Source organism: Thalassobacillus sp. B23F22_16 (assembly GCF_043496955.1).
Taxonomy (GTDB): domain Bacteria; phylum Bacillota; class Bacilli; order Bacillales; family Halobacillaceae; genus Thalassobacillus; species Thalassobacillus devorans_A.
In genome coordinates, this window is the sequence record NZ_JBIEKD010000012.1 from 22,578 (window position 1) to 41,280 (window position 18,703).

Sequence of the window (18,703 nt, forward strand, 5' to 3'; positions counted from 1 at the left end):
AATAGGCCTCTCCCCTTCTACTTTGGCCGAGTGAATAGGGAGGTCTATTTTTTATTGATCATTTGCATGATCAATGCGAGCAAAGCGATCAAAAACGTGCCGAAAGACCAGATGACGGTCAACACTTCGTATATGCTCGTAGGCATCACCCCCCTTCCTGACAAGATGGGGGCAGCCGATCCTCCCTAAAAGGACGTGCTCCACTTCAAATTATATCACGAGTCCTGATGAGAAATTTTCACCAACTTTAATCAGGACTTATGCCTCATTCATCGATTCCTCAATTGCTTCACCCAGCTGTGTCAGAATATCCTTAGCTCCTTCGATTCCAATCGAAATCCGGACGACGCGCTCATTAATACCGATTTTCTCCCGTTGCTCCTCCGTCAATGCCCGATGGGATGTTCCTTTTGGATAGGATACCGTTGTTTCCACACCTGCTAAGGAAGGTACAATTTTAATCCAGCCTAAGAATTTATAAAAACGATCCATATCGCATCGCTCATTCAATTCAATCGTAATAATAGCTCCATTTCCTTTTTCAGAAACGTAAGCAGGATAATATACGTGTTTGATATCTGTATGATTGCGCAGGCTTTCCGCTACATAATCCGCGTTCTCCGATTGCTGCTTCATGCGAAGAGCCAATGTTTTCAAGCCGCGCTGACCAAGCCATGCTTCGAATGGACTCAGGTTGGCACCGAGTGCTACCATCTTACCTCTCGCTTTTTCAATCAGTTCTTCTGTTCCGACTAGCACACCAGCTGATACATCACTGTGTCCCCCAATATATTTAGTCGCGCTATGAACGACTAAATCGACTCCTTCTTCGTATGGGTGGAGCAAGTATGGTGTTGCGAAAGTGTTATCGATCATCGTTTTCAACTGATACCGTTCTGCCATATCTACCAGGGCCTTGATATTTTCGACGCGCAAAAATGGATTCGTAACCGATTCACTGTATAGGAGCTTCGTATTATCCTGAATAGCTCCTTCCACTTCTTCCAGGTTATCAAATGAGGCGAGCGTTACTTCAATGCCGAATGTTTTCAATTCTTGAGTAAGTAACTGGTAGGTGCCTCCATAAGTGTCTTCGGCAGCGACAATATGCTCTCCATGCCCGACTGCCGCCAGAATGCCGCATAGTATGGCAGACATTCCAGAGGATGAAGCCATGCCTGTTGGCGCACCTTCTAACTGGGCGACGGCATGGCCCAGCTCGTCTGTGTTCGGGTTCCCGTTTCTTGTATAAAGATATGGAGCCTTCCCTTCAAAATAACCCTCCAAATCTTCCAGGTTTTCAAAAGTATAGGCCGAAGTTTGATAGATAGGTGTTGCCTTACTATTTATTTTGTCTGCATCCTGCTTAAGGCTGCTATGTACAACCTTTGTTTCAAATGATTTACTCATAGACTCTCTGCTCCCTTCGATATTAGAAAAGCCTGGCTTAGCGCCAGACCATTAGCGTCTTCTTAAAGTGTTAGAAAAACTTAGCCCCATGGCCTTATGGCGAAAGCCTAAGCGTTCCTTATACTTTGATCCTTTAACAAGGTTAAACTTTTTAAAGTGTAAAAAACCCCTTCCTAAGAAGAGGCTTATCGATTCTTTCGTTGAGGGTCTCCCCCTCCATAAGCACGCACTTTTTTGAATAGTTCGATTATATCCTCAACTCGAAAACCTGTCAAAAAGCAAATAAATTCCGAGTGGTTTTTATAATAAAGGAAAAATAATTCGCCGAGTGGGGACAGAAATCATCCAAACTGATTGTTTTTTCCAGACCGCTTAGTAAATAGCGGCCATTCTTACTTTCCCCTTGTAAAATCTCTTCAAAGCTATTCATGCTAAGCCGCATGATATCAGATATTTCTTCTGTCATCTGAAAGTCCGGGAGCCTTTCCACTGGATAGAAGTATACATGGCAAAACTCCCGATCGGTCATTGTTCCTGTATGTATTTCTTCCCTAAAGCAGCCTTGTATTGTAAGTCACTCGCTGTCAGCTCTATGCCCAATTCTTCGTCAATTTCCCTGAGGCCTGCTTCCACGATAGGTTCCTCCGCTTCAATATGACCTGCTGCGGTTATATCCAGTTTATCAGGAAAATCTTTCTTATCTTTCGAGCGATGTTGAAAATAGATATAAGGCTCACCTGCGTCCACTTCTACAAACCAGCACTGGAATGTATGATGCCAAAGCCCTTCCGCGTGTACCTTCTCCCTCTCTTCGACCCCGATCTCATTGCCTTCTCCGTCGAATACTGTCAACTGTTCCGCCATCATAACCCCGCTTTCGGCAACTATGCCAGATGTTTAGTTTGTTCATTCCGATGGAATAATAATTAATGATACCACATTTAAAAAAGGAGGTGGTCCTTGTGGCAGACCGACAACAAAAGAGAGCTAAAGTGCACACCTCCAATGAGCAGGCTGAGGTTTTCACTAAAGGCGTATCCTTTTCTAAAGCATTTCTTCCCCCAAAGAAGGAACGGGAAGAGCATCCGACAGAGGGAGAAATGATGACCGGAAACCATGAAGTTGAAAATCATGAAAAATGACACAATAAAGAGGGGAGTTACCCCCTCTTACATGTAGTTCTTTATTTCGTTTAAGGTCTGCAGATGATTTCGATCTTCATTCAGGATCCTTTCAATCAAATGCTTACTTTCCGGATCCAAATCCCCTTTTACAATTTCTTCTGACATATGCAAACCATATACATCTTCACCCTTGAAAGCACTGTCTAGAATTTCATCCGTCGTATCAGGAGTGGTGAATCTTCCAATGAAATTTTGAATGGAACCAACAAAACCTTCATCATCAACTGGTGTCCCCCCAAGTTGCTGGATTCGTTCTGCCACCTCCATCGCATGCATCTTATGCTCCTGCTGAATGTTCTGTAATTCTTGCTTAATATCGGGTTCTTCCACCCGCTGAATAAGATGCTCGTACGCGTGAATCCCCATATACTGTCCTTTTAGAAAGGCATTTAATTCTTTGATGGCAACGTCATGCATAATGTAAGCTCCTTTTTATGCTTAGTTTGCCATAAGATCATGCAAATAACCCCAAAATACAACCTGATATTTGGAAGTTATTGCAAGGATACCCCCCTGTCTGTTTCGACAATAATATCTTTATCCCGCAACCGGTTAAGGTGGTTAGAAATTAGCTGAATATAAAATAATAAATTTTCATCCACATTCCCATAATTAAATTGCAGTGCAAGGTCATAGCAGGATTTCGAACCATCTTTTAAGCAAGTAATGATTTTTTGATCAATATCAACGATGGTAGCAATCGCTTGTTCAATAGCTTCAAGGTGATGATCCATAATCGGACCATGGCTGGGGAAAACCTCTTTAATATCTTTTTGTCTCAATGCATCGAGCGTAAACAAATACTGCTGCAAATCAATGATTTTTGTTGGGGGGCCATTTTCAATCAGCACATCCCCACCGTATAAAACCTGAGAACCAGGATCATACAAAGAAATATGATCAAAGCTGTGACCAGGTGTTTCAAGCACTTCTAAATACTCTCCCCCAACCTCTATCACATCCCCGTGCTTCACATGTTCGGTAATGGAAAGATGTTCCGCATGGGCAAAGTCAATCTCATCCATCGACGCTTTCGTTAGCAGCTCTTCGGTAAATTGATCTGGAAGCTGAGGACGAATTCCTTCCAGCTGTTCGTACAATGTGGGCTCTTTTTTAGCAGGATATCCGGCAAATACCTGGCAATTAAGGTCATTGGTATGGCTCAGTAAAGCCCCTATGTGATCCATATCCCGATGAGTTAGAATAATTTGATCGATATCTGTCAGTTTTATTCCAATTTCCTTTAACGCCGTTATAAGACTGGCTTGAGAATCTGATGATGGGTGTCCTGCATCAATTAACGTGACTTTTTCTTTCTTTATCACATATACAAACACGTCGCCTGGAACAGGCTGCGGGACTCTAATTCGAAATACTCCTTCTTTCACTTCCTCCACGTTGCGCATCTCGTACCCCTCCGAATTTTCCGAATATTATCACTTCTTTCATTTTAGCACAGAATTTACTGATATTGGATAAGAAGTTTGCAGGAAAAATCGACAGAAATCACTACCAAAGTCCTCCATTTATGAGAAATAAAATTAACTTTGTTAAAACACAAAAAAGACTGGCGAAATAATTTCGACAGTCTCCATTCCTCTTTTAGTAATAATCAATTGATATTCCCAGCTTGATGATAAGAATTTTTAGCTAAGGTGTCCTGTATGAAGGAGTGCAAATGATGATTGAATGTGTGCCAATGTTTGGTCGGCAATTGATGGGTAGCTTTTTCGATATGGACCAGAAGAACATCCTTGCATTGGTGATAGTAGTGACTATGCTGGCGGATCCATTTGACACGGGATCCATACATCAGCAATACAGGGCAGTCTATGATGCCTAAGCGCTCCGAGCAGTCGTAATGAAAAGATTCCTCATAAAAATCATACCAGCTCTTCAAATCAGCTTTTGTCATCTGTCCACTTATCATCTGCTGGACGTTTGTATCTAAAAAGTGAGACCTGGCCAAAACCCGTATCAAGGAATCAGGACTTGTGGTGAGCCATTTCATGCCAATCCGGTATTCCATCTTTAATATTCTCGCAGCTACTTTTGGATATCCCCCGGATAACACCAGTGCCCGTGTTCGCTCCGGGTAGGTTAAGGCAAATTCCTGAGCCACACCACCGCCCGCAGAATACCCGCAAATGACAGCTTGACGAGTTCCGGTATGATCGAGAAGTGCTTTGATTTCCGCTGCATAACGTTCCATGGTAACTGGTTCTTTAGCAATGGAAGAATTCCCATGCCCGCTTAAATCAGGAATTAAAAGCCTGTATTGGCTGCTCAACGTATGCTGATAGGTGAAAACCATTCGTCCCATGCCTGGTGGATGGATCAATACGAGCGGAATACCTTTCCCTATATCTTCGTAATAAATCGTACAGGAGTCATATGTGAATTGTGGCATATACATTCCTACTTTTCTTCATGGTTATCAACACATGCCTTAGCTTATCCGTTTATCCTGATATTTACTCAGTTAACGACACGAGGTTTTGCCGGGTCACAGGAAGGATACTCTGCAGCTGTCGATTCCGCTACCTTAAAGAGATAATAGCACTCTTCCCGGAACATGTGATCAGCCATCAGAGCTGTGAATGTACCCAATGACTGCTCCGATAATTCCATTTCTTCGAGTTCTTTTAAAAAGGTCTGAAACAATTTCATTTCGATTTTTGTTTCGTTGTTAAACCTCGATAATGCCGGGAATGATTCCAAGTTAGCTCTAAGATAGCCAGTCATTTCCACCGACTTCAGATATAAATCATTGAACGTTTGACGAAAGGTATCACTTTGTTTTTTAATGTGCTGTTCCGTGGCATCCATACTGTCATTAATCGCCCCAGCATGACCAGATGCGTCCAAAAGCCATAACATGTGGTGATGAAGTTCATGAAAAATAGGCGGTACCTCACCTTTTCCCAAATATCCAATAACAAGTAAGTATTCCTCTAGTTCATTTACCATGTGATTAATAAACGTAGGCGGTAAATGAATTCCTATTTCTCCTTCAAGTAATCTTCGGATGATCGACAGCTTATACTGCCTGAAACTCCGAACATGCTCCCCCGCCTGCCGGGTAAATTCCTGTGCTTGACTCTTTGACAAATTCCTTGATTTGACTGTCATACCATCGAATATTTGAATAAACGCTTTTGCTCTTTCTATATCTTCCTTTTCTGAAGGATAAAGCGAATCACGAATGAATCGGGCATGATCTCCTAATATCTGCAGCCAGAATGAATGTTCAAATCGAGCAGCTTCTAAGTATGTCCTCAAAAAAACCCCTCCTGAGAGATAGTCCTATTCATATCTATTCAGGCAGGGGAGATTTTATTTTGAGATAAGAAGTATAAATTTTAGTTGGCTAGCTTCAGCGCCCAGACACTCGCGACATAAGCAACCCGTCTTGCGAAAGGAAAGGACACCTTCCTCCAGCCGTTTTGCTTATGCGTGTCGTGTCTTTCAGGGCGCTTGCGCTTTTCTTATGTTTATTGAAGCTGTTGTGGCGGTTCATCGGTATGCCCTTGCTGGGATACCTCGGAAAAAATATCTTCTTGCATGGCAGGCGCCGAGGTGTTTGCGATGTGGGGGCTCTGAGTTCCCAGCTGGGACAGCTGCTGTTTCAGTGCCATCAATTCAAGCCTAAGATTGTTCATGTCCTCTTTTGTCGCTGGCTGCTTCTGCTGTTTCAATTCAAAGCCCAGCTGACCGTTTGGCTCAATGGTTGCATATGCGACATCATTGATATTGGTGACACTGTTCTGACGCAGTTTCATTTCCAATTGATCAACAGTCAAGCGGAGCTTTTTCAGCCGGTCGACTTGCAGCTCCCCGTTCTCGATCACCACTTTCGAGCTTCCCGTGATGAACTTTTCTAATGGGTTCGCTTTCACTTGTACATACTCCATCACTAATAACGTCAATACCAGCGTGAGACCAACAACCAACGTCGTCCAAATGTTCTTTCCAACTATCGGCTGTACGAGCAATGAACCAATACCAATCATGATGACAACTTGGGCAAGTGTCATCTGTGAAATAGATTTTCGTCCGGCTACTCTCAAAAGCAGGGTACCACCGACAACAACAATAATTGCCTTCCATATTAAGTTAAAGTCCATCTATCATTCCCCCATATCTGATCATTTCATTACTAGTTAACTTGTGCAGAACCACTGCCTGTCATTCTTTTATCGTAAGTAGCAGACGGACGCATATAAATAAAATAAACCAGTCCACAATGAAGGAGGCACCATCATGAAAGAACTGATCAAGAAAGGGATCGTAATAATTATTGGTAGTGCCTGCCTGGCATTCGGCATCAACTTTTTTCTTGTCCCGGATCATGTGCTGGATGGCGGTGTTATTGGAATCGGACTGATTTTTCATTATTTATGGGGACTCGAAACCGGTTTGACCATCCTGTTCCTCAGCATTCCAATCTTCTTGATTGCCTGGTTCAACTACCGTACATATTTTTATAACAGTCTCCATGGTTTACTGATATCTTCTTTTTTTATTGATTTGTTTTATTGGCTTCGGCATTTTCATTTATCCTTGGACCCTGCCATCAGCTCTATGATCGGCGGAGCTTTTGTCGGTGGCGGCATTGGCCTGATGCTTCGTTATCAGACAAGCACGGGAGGCACTGACCTGCTGGCCCAGATGCTTGCTGATTTTCTAAAAATCAATGTGGGGGTTGCTATTTTTGCGATTGATCTTGGGGTTATTTTATCAGGGGGATTGCTTTTCTCTTCGCAGACGCTGCTGCTTTCTGCCATTACCATTCTTGTAGTAGCCATGACTACGATGCTCTTTACCACGCGTATGACCCTGAAAAATTGACTGTGCTAAAATGAAAGGGCTTAAACTTAGCCTAAGGTGGTGCTCTTATCCGAATTTTTGATTCACACATGCATATTATCGATCCTCGCTTTCCTTTAATAGAAAACCAAGGATATACCCCGGACCCATTTACTTGCGAAGACTATCTGGAACGGACAAAACAATGGAATATAGCAGGAGGCGCTATTGTCTCAGGTTCCTTTCAGGGTTATGACCATAGCTATTTAAAAGATGCCCTTTCCAGGCTTGGAAAAGGGTTTGTTGGCGTAACTCAGCTGCCTGAAAATGTTACGGATGAAGAAATAAAATCCTTAGATGCTAACGGAGTCAAAGCCGTTCGGTTTAATGTTAAACGAGGCGGGAGTGAGACATTAATTCATTTGGAGTCTTTTGCCCAAAGAATTTACGACCTGGCAGGATGGCATGTGGAACTTTATATAGAAGCCAAATTACTCCCGGAAATGGAAGATACCCTCAAACGACTTCCTGCCGTCTCCATTGACCATTTAGGACTTACAACAGCGGGATTTGACACCTTGCTGAAGCTAGTGGAGCATGGTGTGAGAGTTAAAGCTTCCGGGTTTGGCAGAGTAGATATGAATGTGGCTGAAGCCATCAGCGCGATCGTCCGTGTAAACCCTGATGCGCTGATGTTTGGCACCGACCTGCCATCCACACGCGCCCCACGGCCCTTCCTAGACACGGATATCGAACTAATCCAGGAAACCATTGGAGATGAAATTGCCGAGAAAGTATTATATTCCAATGCCGCTCAATGGTATGGAAAGAAAGACTGAACAAACGTTTGATCAAGCTATATAAAAATAGCCTGGCAGCTGCCAGGCTATTCCTTTATGGCGCGAAATTCCTGTTTTGTGCGCGAATTATTAGAAAAGAGCGCGAAAACTTGTCGAACATGCGCGACCATCTCTAATCAGGCGCGATAAACTTTAATCTTGCGCTTTAGCCGTTATCTCATCACACTGCCACCGGAAATTTTCACTGATTCCCCGACGACATTTTCGGCCGCATCACTTAGTAAAAAGACGATAATATTGGCGACTTCTTCCGCTTTCGTAATTCTTCCTGAGGGAATTCCTTCTTCTACTACTTTCATTTGCTCTTCAAAGCTCCGGCCTTCACGCTCCCCTTTTTTCCTGATAGCATTGAGACCCATGGAAGTATCGACAAAGCCTGGGCAAACCGCATTGACGCGAATCTTGTCTTCGATTGCTTCATGAGCAAATGCCTGGGTGAATCCTGTTATCGCAAACTTTGAAGCACTATAAGCGGAATTACCCTTGGTACCTCTCAGCCCTGATAAAGAAGATAAATTGACGACCGCTCCTGCTTCCGCTTCTCGCATATTTTCAAATACGCGTTGTGTCAATAGTACGGTTGCCGTGTAATTAAGCTCCATGATCTTTCTTAAGTCTTCCTCAGAAAGGTCTTTCACTGGCCCTCCCCCACCGATTCCGGCAGAGTTTACGAGCCCATCAATTGTTCCGTTTTCCTCAACAGCCGCTTCTACTAACTTCGCACGATCTTCTTCACTCGTCAGGTCAGCTTGTTGGACAAACACTTTCGCATCGCTTGAAATCTCCTGGCAGGCTTGGCTCAGCTCCTCCAGTTTTTCTTCATTACGACCGGTTATAGTAACAGCAGCGCCAGACCTTACCGCTGCCTTGGCTGCTTCATAACCAATACCGCCAGTCGCTCCAGTCACTAAAATATGCCTTCCCTTTAATGCATCTTCTTTGAAAACAAACATGAATACCCCTCCATTTCGATTCTATGATAATGCTTACCCTTTCTAACGCTACTATTAACACCGTGAAAATTCATAAAATAGTAAGATTTTAAATGATGATTGTTGAGATACACTTCGATATACTAAGAGTTGGATTACATTTTAGAGATGGGGAATATAAAGTGAATATTAATAAAGAATTCAACTACGTGCCATGGGTTATAGGTTTGTCAATCGCTATCAACTTAATTGTCGTAGCTCTGTTGTTTGTACCGAAAATAGACGGCGGCTCCAGCTTTGATATTACATTGCTGCCACTGCTTAATGCGATTCTGAACTCGTTTACGTTCGTATTTTTGTTAGCAGCCTTGTTCATGATTTTACGAAAAAATGTTACCTGGCATAAGCGGTTCATTTTCGCCGCGTTTACTACTACCGCTTTATTCCTGGTATCCTATTTGACTTATCATTCCATGGCCTCTTCCACTTCTTATGGTGGTGAAGGAGTACTGCAGATGATTTATTACTTTATCCTGATCACTCATATCGTACTGGCTGCCGTAATTGTACCGTTAGCCTTGCTTACTTTGTTCCGGGGGCTTGCCATGAAAGTGGACAAACACCGGAAAATCGCCAGATGGACAATGCCCCTTTGGTTGTACGTCAGCCTCACAGGAGTCATCGTCTATTTGATGATCTCCCCTTATTATTAATTTGATTCAGTTGCACACTATGTTTACTCAACAAAAGGGCCGAAAAGTCGAAGACTTGATTTCGAGATAATTTGGGTCCGTTGCCGAATCAGGAGTAAGGGCGGCTGGGAAACAGTTCGCTTTCCTGTGGGGGAGCCGCCGAGCCTCCTCGGTCGTTTCACTCCCTGCGGGGTCTCGTCTGGATCCTTCTCCCACGGGAGTCTCACCGTTTCCCCGCCACCCAGCTATCAAGAAGGTTAACGAACCCATGTATTACCCGGAACAGTGTTCCATACCCCCAAGGTCCCTTTAAGTGTGATGAGGCATAAAGCTCACTTTTTACTCATTTTATAGTCTTCAGTGCTGACCTGTTTCCGTTACACATAAAAACGCAAGGAGGTCCGGGAAATTGCGAGACTCCTCGAAAATGCTACGCATTTCCTTCGTGCGGAGTCTATTCAAGAAGCTTATTCAAAGTCCTATGGGATGAAAATGAGCGGTGAGATCCCGCAAGGCGAAGCCTGAGGAAGCTCACCACATGCCCATGGAAAGCGAGTGATTTCCCGGACCTCCACACCGTTACTACCGTAACGGAAACAATATATCTTGAAACTGAGTCTTCAACAAAAGGGAGCTTTATGCGAAAATCACAGTGTAATTTTACAGAGCTATTAATTTAGAAAACTTAATGCATTAAGAAAAGCTTAGGGGGATTTCCCTAAGCTTTTCTTATAACCTTATCCAAATAGACTATTGAAGAATTTAGCTAAAGCCTGGATGATACTTTGCAGGAATGTGGATACTTTATCCCAGAAACCTTTATCTCCGAGTAAATCTTTTACACTGGAAGTGATATCCTCCAGCTGTTTCTGGACTTGATCAAAGTTTATATTTAATGCCCGCATTTTCTCGAACAAGTTAATCAACAGCTGACGGTCTTCTTCGCTTAACTCGATATTCAAAGAGCTTAGCTTGTCATTGACAATCTGCTCGATTTCTTCTTTCGTAGCAGGATTCCTATCTGCCATTTCCTGTTTGATCTCGGTTAACAATTGACTGACCTTTTCTTTATCGACACCTGATTTTTCAGCCAGCTCTGTCGCTACATCCAACTCTTCACTTGCAACCTCCATCCGGTCTTCATCAAGCTTGACACCCTTAGAATCATAGGCTTTATAAATTCCAGTGAGAGCCGAATGGCCGCTAACTTTTACCGGGGAAGCAACATCAACAATCGCATCCTCCACGCCGGCCGTCAACAAGGCATTGGCATACATCTCTTTTGTTACTTCAGTAATATTGTCAGGAGTAACAATATTGACCTCAAGTCCTTCTCCTTGTTCCTGCGGGGTAATCTTCACAGAAGAAAACATCCGGGAATTTGGATTGCCATTAATATAATTAGCTATGTCCTGGCCGTCTACATAAAACTCATCCACATTCTCTCGGTTTTCTACTTGTAATAGCTCTCTAACTTCGTCTTCCTGTTCATCTGTCAAGGTTTCTCCATATACTACAATCGGAACGCCAAGTTTCTCGTTGATTCCTTCATCATTATTTCCATTGGTAGAAGCAAATGCAACTGATGCCAGACCAGTACCTGTCCAAACCACCAATGCCAACAATAAAATTGCTATTCGTTTTATCATCATTTTCTTCTCCTTATTTTTCAAGATTAATCCTAGGTGGTATTCCACACCCATCCTATATTGTACTGATATTTCTAAATAATAGAATCAGCCTTGAGACTTATGATCCTTTCTTTATATTTGAACTGCTTCCATTTCTTACGTATTTAAGAGCAAAAAGATTCACTACCTTTATGAAGAAAATGACTCAAATGCTGGTGGAATACTTTTCTTTTAATGCTTCCATAAATACTTCGACATTTTTAGATAGCTCTTCTCCCGGTGTGACACAGGAGAAATAACGGTTCGGCATTTGGATGAACGGAAGGCGGATCATTAAATCTTCTCCGAATTTATTATCAATAATGGAACGTGAGATGAACGATAGTCCGAGTCCATGCTGCACTGCTTGCACGACGCCATGATTGCTGCCGATCGTTATTAATTTCCTGACATCGATGCTGTAAGCACGGATAACGGCATCCATAATGTCACGAGTCCCGGACCCCTCTTCCCGTCCAACCCAGGTAAGCCCTTGTAAGTCACTGAATTGAAGGGTATCTTTTTCGCGGATGGGATGATCAAGGGGAGCAATCAATACCATTTCGTCTTCTAAGAAAGGGAATGCGCGTAATTCCTTGTGCTTCACTTGCCCCTCGACAAGGCCAATATCAAATTCGTGCAATAATACCGAGCGATTGATTGTCTCTGTATTATCGATATATACGTTCAACTCAATATTAGGATGTACTTGATCAAATTCTTTCAATAAGGCAGGAAGAATATATTCACCAACCGTATAACTGGCTCCAATGGTGAGAGAGCCTGTCAATTGGTTATGGTAGGCGAACACCTCTTCTTTCGTTTTTTCTACAATACTCGCTATTTGCTTTGCCCGCTGGTATACAAGCTCTCCAGTAGACGTCACATGAAAGTGCTTAGGGGAGCGATCAATTAATTTTGTCTGGAACAGCTCTTCGAGATTCTTGATATGCAGGCTGACACTTGGCTGGGAGATCATCCTTGTCTTAGCGGCCTTTGTGAAGCTTTTTCCCTCTACAACGGCAATAAAAGTCTTTAACGCTTCTAAATCCATCACATTCACCTACTATTAAAATTACTAATGATTGATATTATTAAATTATATTTTACTAATAATTGACCATAAAGTATAGTAATTTTAAACACTTAACAATAATTCAGGAGCGTGCGGTCATGTTTACTAAAAGTAATTATCTCTATTGGAGCATGGGGGTTCTATTTACAGCATTGATTGCTGGGATTGGTTTCTTGCTTGCGATGATACCTGGACTGTCTATGATCGGCCCACTGGCAACCGCCATTATTGTCGCCGTATTTTACCGGCAGTTTTTTGGCTACCCGGAAAAGATACGTCACGGCATCCAGTTTTCTGCTAAAAAACTGCTAAGGCTGGCTATCATTCTGTTTGGATTAAAATTGAATATGAATGTCATCTTCCAGGATGGCCTGCCTCTCTTGATCAGAGATGTGGCGGTTATCATTTTCTCCATCGGAGTGACATTGCTATTGGCCAAATTGTTCCGTGCCGATTACTCACTTTCCTTGCTGCTCGGTGTCGGAACCGGTGTGTGTGGTGCCTCCGCCATTGCTGCCGTTTCACCGATACTGAAAGCTAAAGCGGAAGACACAGCTATCAGCGCTGGAATCATTTCTTTGGTTGGAACGATTTTCGCGATTGGTTACACCCTGATCCGGCCAGTTCTCCCCATTGATGCGGCCACTTATGGGTTATGGGCAGGAATCAGCCTGCATGAAGTTGCCCATGTAGCGCTTGCGGCTGCACCTGCGGGAGAAGATGGCCTTGCGATGGCTCTCATTGGAAAATTAGGGCGTGTCCTCCTGCTAGTACCGCTCAGCTTCCTGTTCATTTATATCATGCGAAAAAAAGGAAACCAGGATTCTTCGGAAAAAGTAGCTTTCCCATGGTTCTTGCTCGGATTCATCGCTACCAGTCTGTTAGGCAGTTATGTCCTTGGGGTATATATACCAATAAACGAAGCCGTACTCACCTTTACCTCTACAGCTACCACGTTCATTCTGACCATGGCAATGGTTGGATTAGGCCTTAATGTCAGCCTGGCTGCCCTCCGTTCGAAAGCACTTAAGCCAATGCTGGCTATGACCATAACATCGCTGCTTCTATCCGGAATAACCCTGTTGATATTATAATGGCAAGACATCCGGCCTATTTATATTAAGCAGAAATACACTGTTTGTAACTCCTCCTTGTTGGGAATACTTGCTAACAAACAAAGGAGGGTTCCCAGATGAAACAATTTTACTTATTAAGTTTTATGGTAGCAGCCGGTATCATTTTGGCAGGATGTGGGACATCAGGAAATGATGATACGATTGAACCAGAAGATACGAATGATCCCGGTTCTTCTCAAGAGGAATCAGACCAAGCTGAAGAAGAAGCTAAAGAATCTTCAGGGGATACCAGCGATGCTATAGACTTAAAGGATGGCGTGGATCTAGTAATTGGTACAGTAGAGGAATTAAACACCACAGTAGAAGAGTCACCTGACGATACAGCTAAAATCAATGAAACAGGAAAAACATTAGAAGAAGATTGGGATAGAATCGAGAAACAAGTGGAAGAAAATTATGAAGAAGACTATAAGAACATCGAGGAAAGTCTTTATCCTTTAATTGACGAAGCCCAGTCTGACGAGCCAGATACCGATAAAATAAAAGAACTGACCCAGGAAACACAGCATAAACTAGAAGAATTCAAAAACAAACTGGAAACTACCTAATGCACAAAAGCTGTTTTCCCACTACCAGGAGGAGAACAGCTTTTTCCATTGTTATCTTTCGAAAAATAAGCTGGCGGTCTGTTACACTGACAATAGGTTTCAAAAGAAGAGGAGGCACCTACATGCGCTTAGAGAATAAAAAAGTGATCGCACTCGTCAGTGATGAGTTTGAGGATCTGGAACTGTGGTACCCGGTCCTTCGCCTGAGAGAAGAAGGAGCGACTGTCCACATTGTCGGAAAAGAGGCAAACAAACAGTATACCGGAAAATATGGAGTACCCGTTGAATCAGACTATGCGTTTAGCGACATTTCACCAGAGGACTATGACGGCATCCTTGTACCTGGCGGCTGGTCGCCGGACAAGCTGCGGAGATATGAGGAAGTCCTGCAATTTGTCCGCCATATGGACGAGCAGAAAAAAACAATCGGACAAATTTGCCACGCCGGCTGGGTATTGATTTCTGCAGGCATTCTGGATGGCCGAAACGTAACAAGTACCCCTGGCATCAAAGACGACATGATGAATGCCGGAGCCAATTGGTCGGATGAAGCAGTGGTGGAGGATGGTCATATCATATCCGCTCGTCGTCCACCAGACTTGCCTCCATATGCGAAAGCATTTGCAGACCACCTTGCCAAAGGATAGAAAGGCTACAGGAGGGAGCTGTATATCCAGCTTCCTCCTATTATTTTTTAGTCCTTATCCTCCCCGAACTAACAATGTCCACTTTTACCTGCACGTCACTCAACGTGTTTTCTTTTAACCAAGCGCTTTCCTCCATACCAATTAGTTTCTTGAAGGCTTGCGGTTCCTCCTGATATAAATGATAACCGATTTGATAGACGTCTACCTGAAATTCTACTCCTTTTTGGTATGTCGATCTGATCTGTTCTTCGATTTTCTTCTCAGCCATTTCCTTCAATGTATCGTCCTTTTCATCAAAAGGGTTCTCAATGATTTCTCCTGCTACCTCAACTGTGATTGAAGCCTTCACTTCTCCCCTCTCAACTCGTGGTTTCACTTCCACCTTAGGATCAGTAAATACTATCGAGGCATAATCTTTTTCATCTTTATATAAATAAAGCGGGATGCGTTCTGATTCCGGCTCCATCCACCGCAGACCTTTTGCTTCTTCTGCATTCATACTGCCTCTGTATTCACCATGATCGATAAAAGCAGCTCCGCCAAATTCATGAATAGGGTGTGGCTGGTTATCCTTTGTCCATTTACTGGTATTCAACTGAATCATGGGAATGATAAAAACTTTTCCAGGTTCGTACCGGTTTATCAAATAGTCACGAATAGCTTTTGGTTTAACGGTAGAAAATTGACCAAATACAGGGAAAGGATCATTTACCCTGGAATACCATGGAGATGTTCCTAAGATAGGCCGTGCTTGGGCGAGAGTAGGAAGCTCTTCATCTGTTACATACAACCAGGGGGCACTTCGAGTTTCCGAATAGCGGTTCAAAACATCGACTACTTCATCAATAATCGCTTTCTTTTCCAGTGCCCGTGTTGTAAATACTACTTCTCCTATATGCGCCCAGGAAATCGGTTCCTGTGTTGTATAGTATAAATCATCTGTGGCACTATCGAAGCTGGAGCCGGTCCCCACAGCACCCCAAAGGGGGAAATCCTGAGCACCTTGTGCTCCACTGCCCTCTTGCTTTCCGACATTTTGAAACGGAAGGATTCTGGCATAAACCAGGAACTCACCATCCTGGTAATCAATACCTAACCCAGATACAAAAACGATTTGATCGACTGCCTTGCTATCCCAGCATCCGGACAATAATAGTAGAGAAAACAGGAGGAATAATGCTTTTCTAAACATGTCATTCCCTACCTTTTCTTGAGGAATCAATGGTCTTCAACATTTTCGGGCGATGCTTCACCTCAGCGGCAGAATGCCAAAAAGTTTTGATTGCCTCTTTTGGCCTTGGTGGCGACATAGGAGTTAAATAAGGAATACCAAATGACCGTAATCCTGCTAAATATCCGACTAATGCAAACATGCACAAAAAGAAACCAAACATACCAAACAGGGAAGTGATAAAGAGAATGATGAGACGCATTATCCCAACCAGTCCAGATAACGATTGGTTGATCAACGTGAATGTCGCGACTAAAGCAATAGCATTTACAACCAGTACCCCTGGAGCTGTGAATCCCGCAGCAATAGCCGCCTGTCCAATAATCAAACCTCCCACAACGGACAAAATTTGTCCAATAGCTGTCGGCAGTCGAATACCGGCTTCCCGGAACATTTCAAATAAAAATAACATCATAAAACACTCTACCGCCGCTGAAAATGGTACCCCGTCCCGTGATAAAGTGACGGTAGCAAGCAATGTGAATGGAAGCTGATCAGGATGGAATGAAATCAAGGCAATCCAAAATGCAGGAAGAAACAATGCAATATATAAGCCTACAACCCTCATCATTCGTTCAAAAAACACAAATAAGGAAGAAACATTCTGATCTTCAGCCGTTTTTAAGATAAAGAACAAGTTGACCGGAGCTATTAATGCTGTCGGTGTACCATCCATCAGGATAGCAAAACGCCCATGCAACAACCCTTCAACTACATAGTCAGGCCTTCCGGTATACACAAAAAGAGGAAATAACGATCTTTTCGTATCGGCGATTAACTCTTCCACTTGCAAGCTGCTTTCTACCCCGTCAATATTTATCTTTTCCAGTCTTGATTTAACTTCTTCTATTACTTTTTTATTTGTTATATCTTCCATATACAAGAGTTGCACAGTAGTTTTTGTCCGCTCTCCTATGGTATAGTTGGTCACTTTCAATGAAGAACTCCGCATTCGCTTACGTACCAAAGCCGTATTGGTGGTAATTTCTTCTACAAACCCTTCTTTAGAACCACGGATGGATACTTCTGTGTTTGGCTCCTCCACATTTCTTTTCGGATGATCAATCGCTTGTACTTCCCAAAGCGTCGAGCTTTCCCTATCCAATAAAACAACCTTTCCAATAAAAACAGCTTCGACGATATGCTCCTTTGTAACAGAAGGACCGAGCTCTTTCACTGTGGCAGGGAGAATATCTTTTAAAACCTTCCTTTTATCATTATTTTTTTGCAAGGGATCCAGCACAAAGTCAAATAAGGCCTTCTGATCAAATAAACCCTTGCAGGATACCAGCAGAATCTTGCCTGCACCTGTGTTTTCTTCCTGGATAATCACATCTTCACAACCCACAAATAATTCCCTAAGGGAAGGTTCATCGAAAGTGACGGTATCTCTCGTTGTTTTTTTCTTATTCTGTTTTTTTTTCATGTGGCCTTCCTCCTATGAATAGTGGCAATAACAACTAAGAGAACAAACAAGTAGGTTCCCATGGCATATACTATCCACGGCAATACAAAGTCTTTGAGAAGGTTTAAAAACTGCATATCGGACAGCGGCAAGTATAGGGATAATAATAAACCCGATAAAAAACACATTTGAATCCTCCACTTTGCTTTTTCCGTTTTAATGGGAAATAGATAAGGAATCAAATGAGCAACCAAGGCAATACGAATAATCGCTCCGGACAGCCATTGATATATCGTAAAATAATCCACATGACTGATATAAGTTCCCACGGTGACCATTCGCCATTGTTCATAAGCTGGATATCTTAGCTCGGACGCGTGCTCTGGTCCGAACATCGCTATGGAACCCATTACGGGGGTTACCAATAAATTGACAAGTACAGCACCAATGATAATATATTTCCAAAAGGACATTTTTTTCTTAACTTGATGCTGGATCAATAAAATGAACCCCAGATCCAGTGCACCGCCACTGCCTAGCAGGAACCCTCGCCATACAGGCTCCCAGCCTTCTGCCAACACAGGAAACAGCAAGTTATATTCTTTGTTGCCCATATTGGCAATCGTTACAAAGAAACCAAGAACCACTACTAATGGAAGCAATACACCGGCGGTGATCGCCAACGTCTGCATGCCACCCCTCAAAATCACAAGAATAACCAAAATTGTAAGAATGCCTAGATAGATTTTTGGAGTTTTAGGCAGATAGGATATGTTTGTCCAAGTGACCGTATCAAAGTAGGTGATGTAGCCACTGAGAATTACATAGACCAAGATTGGAATAGCAAACAGGATCTTCCCCACTTTCCCCAAACTATTCTGTATGTATTGGAGTACAGATTGATCTTTTGTGATCCGATGAATGATATAGATGATAATGAGGATCACTGTAAAAGAAAAAGTTGTCATTAATGACGAAATCCAGGCGTCGCGTTTAGCTGCATCTAAAATGGGTGGCCCAATGATCACATGATTATAGAATCCGGATGACATCATAATTAAAAATAATAATTGCAAATAAGAAATCGGTTCGTCCTTCATCATA

At 42.8% G+C, this 18,703-nt stretch carries 21 protein-coding genes; 7 read left to right on the forward strand and 14 right to left on the reverse strand.

Going from position 1 to position 18,703, the window contains the following annotated elements:
* Positions 1 to 44: 44 nt before the first annotated feature.
* From ACGTNI_RS10870 to ACGTNI_RS10880, 3 genes are all read right to left on the reverse strand, one after another.
* A complete protein-coding gene (locus tag ACGTNI_RS10870; RefSeq protein WP_084315779.1) occupies positions 45 to 146 on the reverse strand; it encodes a putative holin-like toxin in 102 nt (33 codons plus the stop codon).
* A 112-nt stretch (positions 147 to 258) separates the two neighbouring features.
* Positions 259 to 1,410: a trans-sulfuration enzyme family protein gene (locus ACGTNI_RS10875; RefSeq protein WP_394462307.1), complete on the reverse strand. Its 1,152-nt coding sequence runs from the start codon at positions 1,408 to 1,410 to the stop codon at positions 259 to 261.
* 525 nt (positions 1,411 to 1,935) lie between these two features.
* Positions 1,936 to 2,274, reverse strand: coding sequence for an NUDIX hydrolase (locus ACGTNI_RS10880; RefSeq protein ID WP_394462309.1), 339 nt, complete (start codon positions 2,272 to 2,274; stop codon positions 1,936 to 1,938).
* A 98-nt stretch (positions 2,275 to 2,372) separates the two neighbouring features.
* Here ACGTNI_RS10880 and ACGTNI_RS10885 point away from each other — a divergent pair, with 98 nt between their 5' ends.
* Positions 2,373 to 2,552 carry a hypothetical protein gene (locus tag ACGTNI_RS10885; RefSeq protein ID WP_394462311.1) on the forward strand — a complete coding sequence of 60 codons (180 nt, stop codon included), beginning with the start codon at positions 2,373 to 2,375 and terminating at the stop codon, positions 2,550 to 2,552.
* A 27-nt stretch (positions 2,553 to 2,579) separates the two neighbouring features.
* Here ACGTNI_RS10885 and ACGTNI_RS10890 read toward each other — a convergent pair whose 3' ends face one another.
* From ACGTNI_RS10890 to ACGTNI_RS10910, 5 genes are all read right to left on the reverse strand, one after another.
* A complete protein-coding gene (locus ACGTNI_RS10890) occupies positions 2,580 to 3,011 on the reverse strand; it encodes a ferritin-like domain-containing protein (protein WP_394462313.1) in 432 nt (143 codons plus the stop codon).
* 77 nt (positions 3,012 to 3,088) lie between these two features.
* Positions 3,089 to 4,000, reverse strand: a complete 912-nt coding sequence (locus tag ACGTNI_RS10895; RefSeq protein WP_394462315.1) for an MBL fold metallo-hydrolase — start codon at positions 3,998 to 4,000, stop codon at positions 3,089 to 3,091.
* Between the two features lie 206 nt (positions 4,001 to 4,206).
* Positions 4,207 to 5,004, reverse strand: a complete 798-nt coding sequence (locus ACGTNI_RS10900; protein ID WP_394462317.1) for an alpha/beta fold hydrolase — start codon at positions 5,002 to 5,004, stop codon at positions 4,207 to 4,209.
* 68 nt (positions 5,005 to 5,072) lie between these two features.
* Positions 5,073 to 5,876, reverse strand: a complete 804-nt coding sequence (locus ACGTNI_RS10905; protein WP_394462319.1) for a DUF2935 domain-containing protein — start codon at positions 5,874 to 5,876, stop codon at positions 5,073 to 5,075.
* 212 nt (positions 5,877 to 6,088) lie between these two features.
* Positions 6,089 to 6,721, reverse strand: coding sequence for a DUF421 domain-containing protein (locus ACGTNI_RS10910; protein WP_394462321.1), 633 nt, complete (start codon positions 6,719 to 6,721; stop codon positions 6,089 to 6,091).
* A gap of 136 nt (positions 6,722 to 6,857) precedes the next feature.
* Here ACGTNI_RS10910 and ACGTNI_RS10915 point away from each other — a divergent pair, with 136 nt between their 5' ends.
* On the forward strand, positions 6,858 to 7,445 hold the full coding sequence (locus ACGTNI_RS10915; RefSeq protein WP_394462323.1) for a YitT family protein: 588 nt from the start codon (positions 6,858 to 6,860) through the stop codon (positions 7,443 to 7,445).
* A 68-nt stretch (positions 7,446 to 7,513) separates the two neighbouring features.
* Positions 7,514 to 8,242: an amidohydrolase family protein gene (locus ACGTNI_RS10920; RefSeq protein WP_394462325.1), complete on the forward strand. Its 729-nt coding sequence runs from the start codon at positions 7,514 to 7,516 to the stop codon at positions 8,240 to 8,242.
* A 173-nt stretch (positions 8,243 to 8,415) separates the two neighbouring features.
* On the opposite strand, the gene ACGTNI_RS10925 is transcribed toward ACGTNI_RS10920, so the two are convergent.
* Positions 8,416 to 9,216 carry an SDR family NAD(P)-dependent oxidoreductase gene (locus tag ACGTNI_RS10925; RefSeq protein ID WP_394462326.1) on the reverse strand — a complete coding sequence of 267 codons (801 nt, stop codon included), beginning with the start codon at positions 9,214 to 9,216 and terminating at the stop codon, positions 8,416 to 8,418.
* Positions 9,217 to 9,377: 161 nt separating this feature from the next.
* Here ACGTNI_RS10925 and ACGTNI_RS10930 point away from each other — a divergent pair, with 161 nt between their 5' ends.
* Positions 9,378 to 9,908 carry a DUF420 domain-containing protein gene (locus tag ACGTNI_RS10930; protein WP_394462328.1) on the forward strand — a complete coding sequence of 177 codons (531 nt, stop codon included), beginning with the start codon at positions 9,378 to 9,380 and terminating at the stop codon, positions 9,906 to 9,908.
* A 716-nt stretch (positions 9,909 to 10,624) separates the two neighbouring features.
* Here ACGTNI_RS10930 and ACGTNI_RS10935 read toward each other — a convergent pair.
* The gene (locus tag ACGTNI_RS10935; protein ID WP_394462330.1) at positions 10,625 to 11,536 is read right to left on the reverse strand and encodes a DUF1002 domain-containing protein; all 912 of its coding nucleotides are present in this window, start codon (positions 11,534 to 11,536) and stop codon (positions 10,625 to 10,627) included.
* A 187-nt stretch (positions 11,537 to 11,723) separates the two neighbouring features.
* Positions 11,724 to 12,611, reverse strand: coding sequence for a LysR substrate-binding domain-containing protein (locus tag ACGTNI_RS10940; RefSeq protein WP_394462332.1), 888 nt, complete (start codon positions 12,609 to 12,611; stop codon positions 11,724 to 11,726).
* Positions 12,612 to 12,730: 119 nt separating this feature from the next.
* Here ACGTNI_RS10940 and ACGTNI_RS10945 point away from each other — a divergent pair, with 119 nt between their 5' ends.
* The 3 genes from ACGTNI_RS10945 to ACGTNI_RS10955 all read left to right on the forward strand — a co-directional run bounded on the left by ACGTNI_RS10945 (position 12,731) and on the right by ACGTNI_RS10955 (position 14,963).
* Positions 12,731 to 13,726, forward strand: coding sequence for a YeiH family protein (locus ACGTNI_RS10945; protein WP_394462334.1), 996 nt, complete (start codon positions 12,731 to 12,733; stop codon positions 13,724 to 13,726).
* Positions 13,727 to 13,824: 98 nt separating this feature from the next.
* Positions 13,825 to 14,316: a hypothetical protein gene (locus ACGTNI_RS10950; protein WP_394462336.1), complete on the forward strand. Its 492-nt coding sequence runs from the start codon at positions 13,825 to 13,827 to the stop codon at positions 14,314 to 14,316.
* 122 nt (positions 14,317 to 14,438) lie between these two features.
* Positions 14,439 to 14,963 carry a type 1 glutamine amidotransferase domain-containing protein gene (locus ACGTNI_RS10955; RefSeq protein WP_394462338.1) on the forward strand — a complete coding sequence of 175 codons (525 nt, stop codon included), beginning with the start codon at positions 14,439 to 14,441 and terminating at the stop codon, positions 14,961 to 14,963.
* 40 nt (positions 14,964 to 15,003) lie between these two features.
* Here ACGTNI_RS10955 and ACGTNI_RS10960 read toward each other — a convergent pair whose 3' ends face one another.
* Genes ACGTNI_RS10960 through ACGTNI_RS10970 form a run of 3 tightly spaced genes read right to left on the reverse strand, consistent with a single transcriptional unit; the run spans position 15,004 to position 18,702 of the window.
* Positions 15,004 to 16,155: a Ger(x)C family spore germination protein gene (locus ACGTNI_RS10960; protein WP_394462340.1), complete on the reverse strand. Its 1,152-nt coding sequence runs from the start codon at positions 16,153 to 16,155 to the stop codon at positions 15,004 to 15,006.
* A gap of 1 nt (position 16,156) precedes the next feature.
* Complete coding sequence (locus ACGTNI_RS10965) at positions 16,157 to 17,620, reverse strand: spore germination protein (protein ID WP_394462342.1); 1,464 nt, start codon at positions 17,618 to 17,620, stop codon at positions 16,157 to 16,159.
* Positions 17,617 to 18,702, reverse strand: coding sequence for an endospore germination permease (locus ACGTNI_RS10970; RefSeq protein ID WP_394462344.1), 1,086 nt, complete (start codon positions 18,700 to 18,702; stop codon positions 17,617 to 17,619). Before ACGTNI_RS10970 ends, ACGTNI_RS10965 begins: the two co-directional genes overlap by 4 nt.
* Position 18,703: the final 1 nt, after the last annotated feature.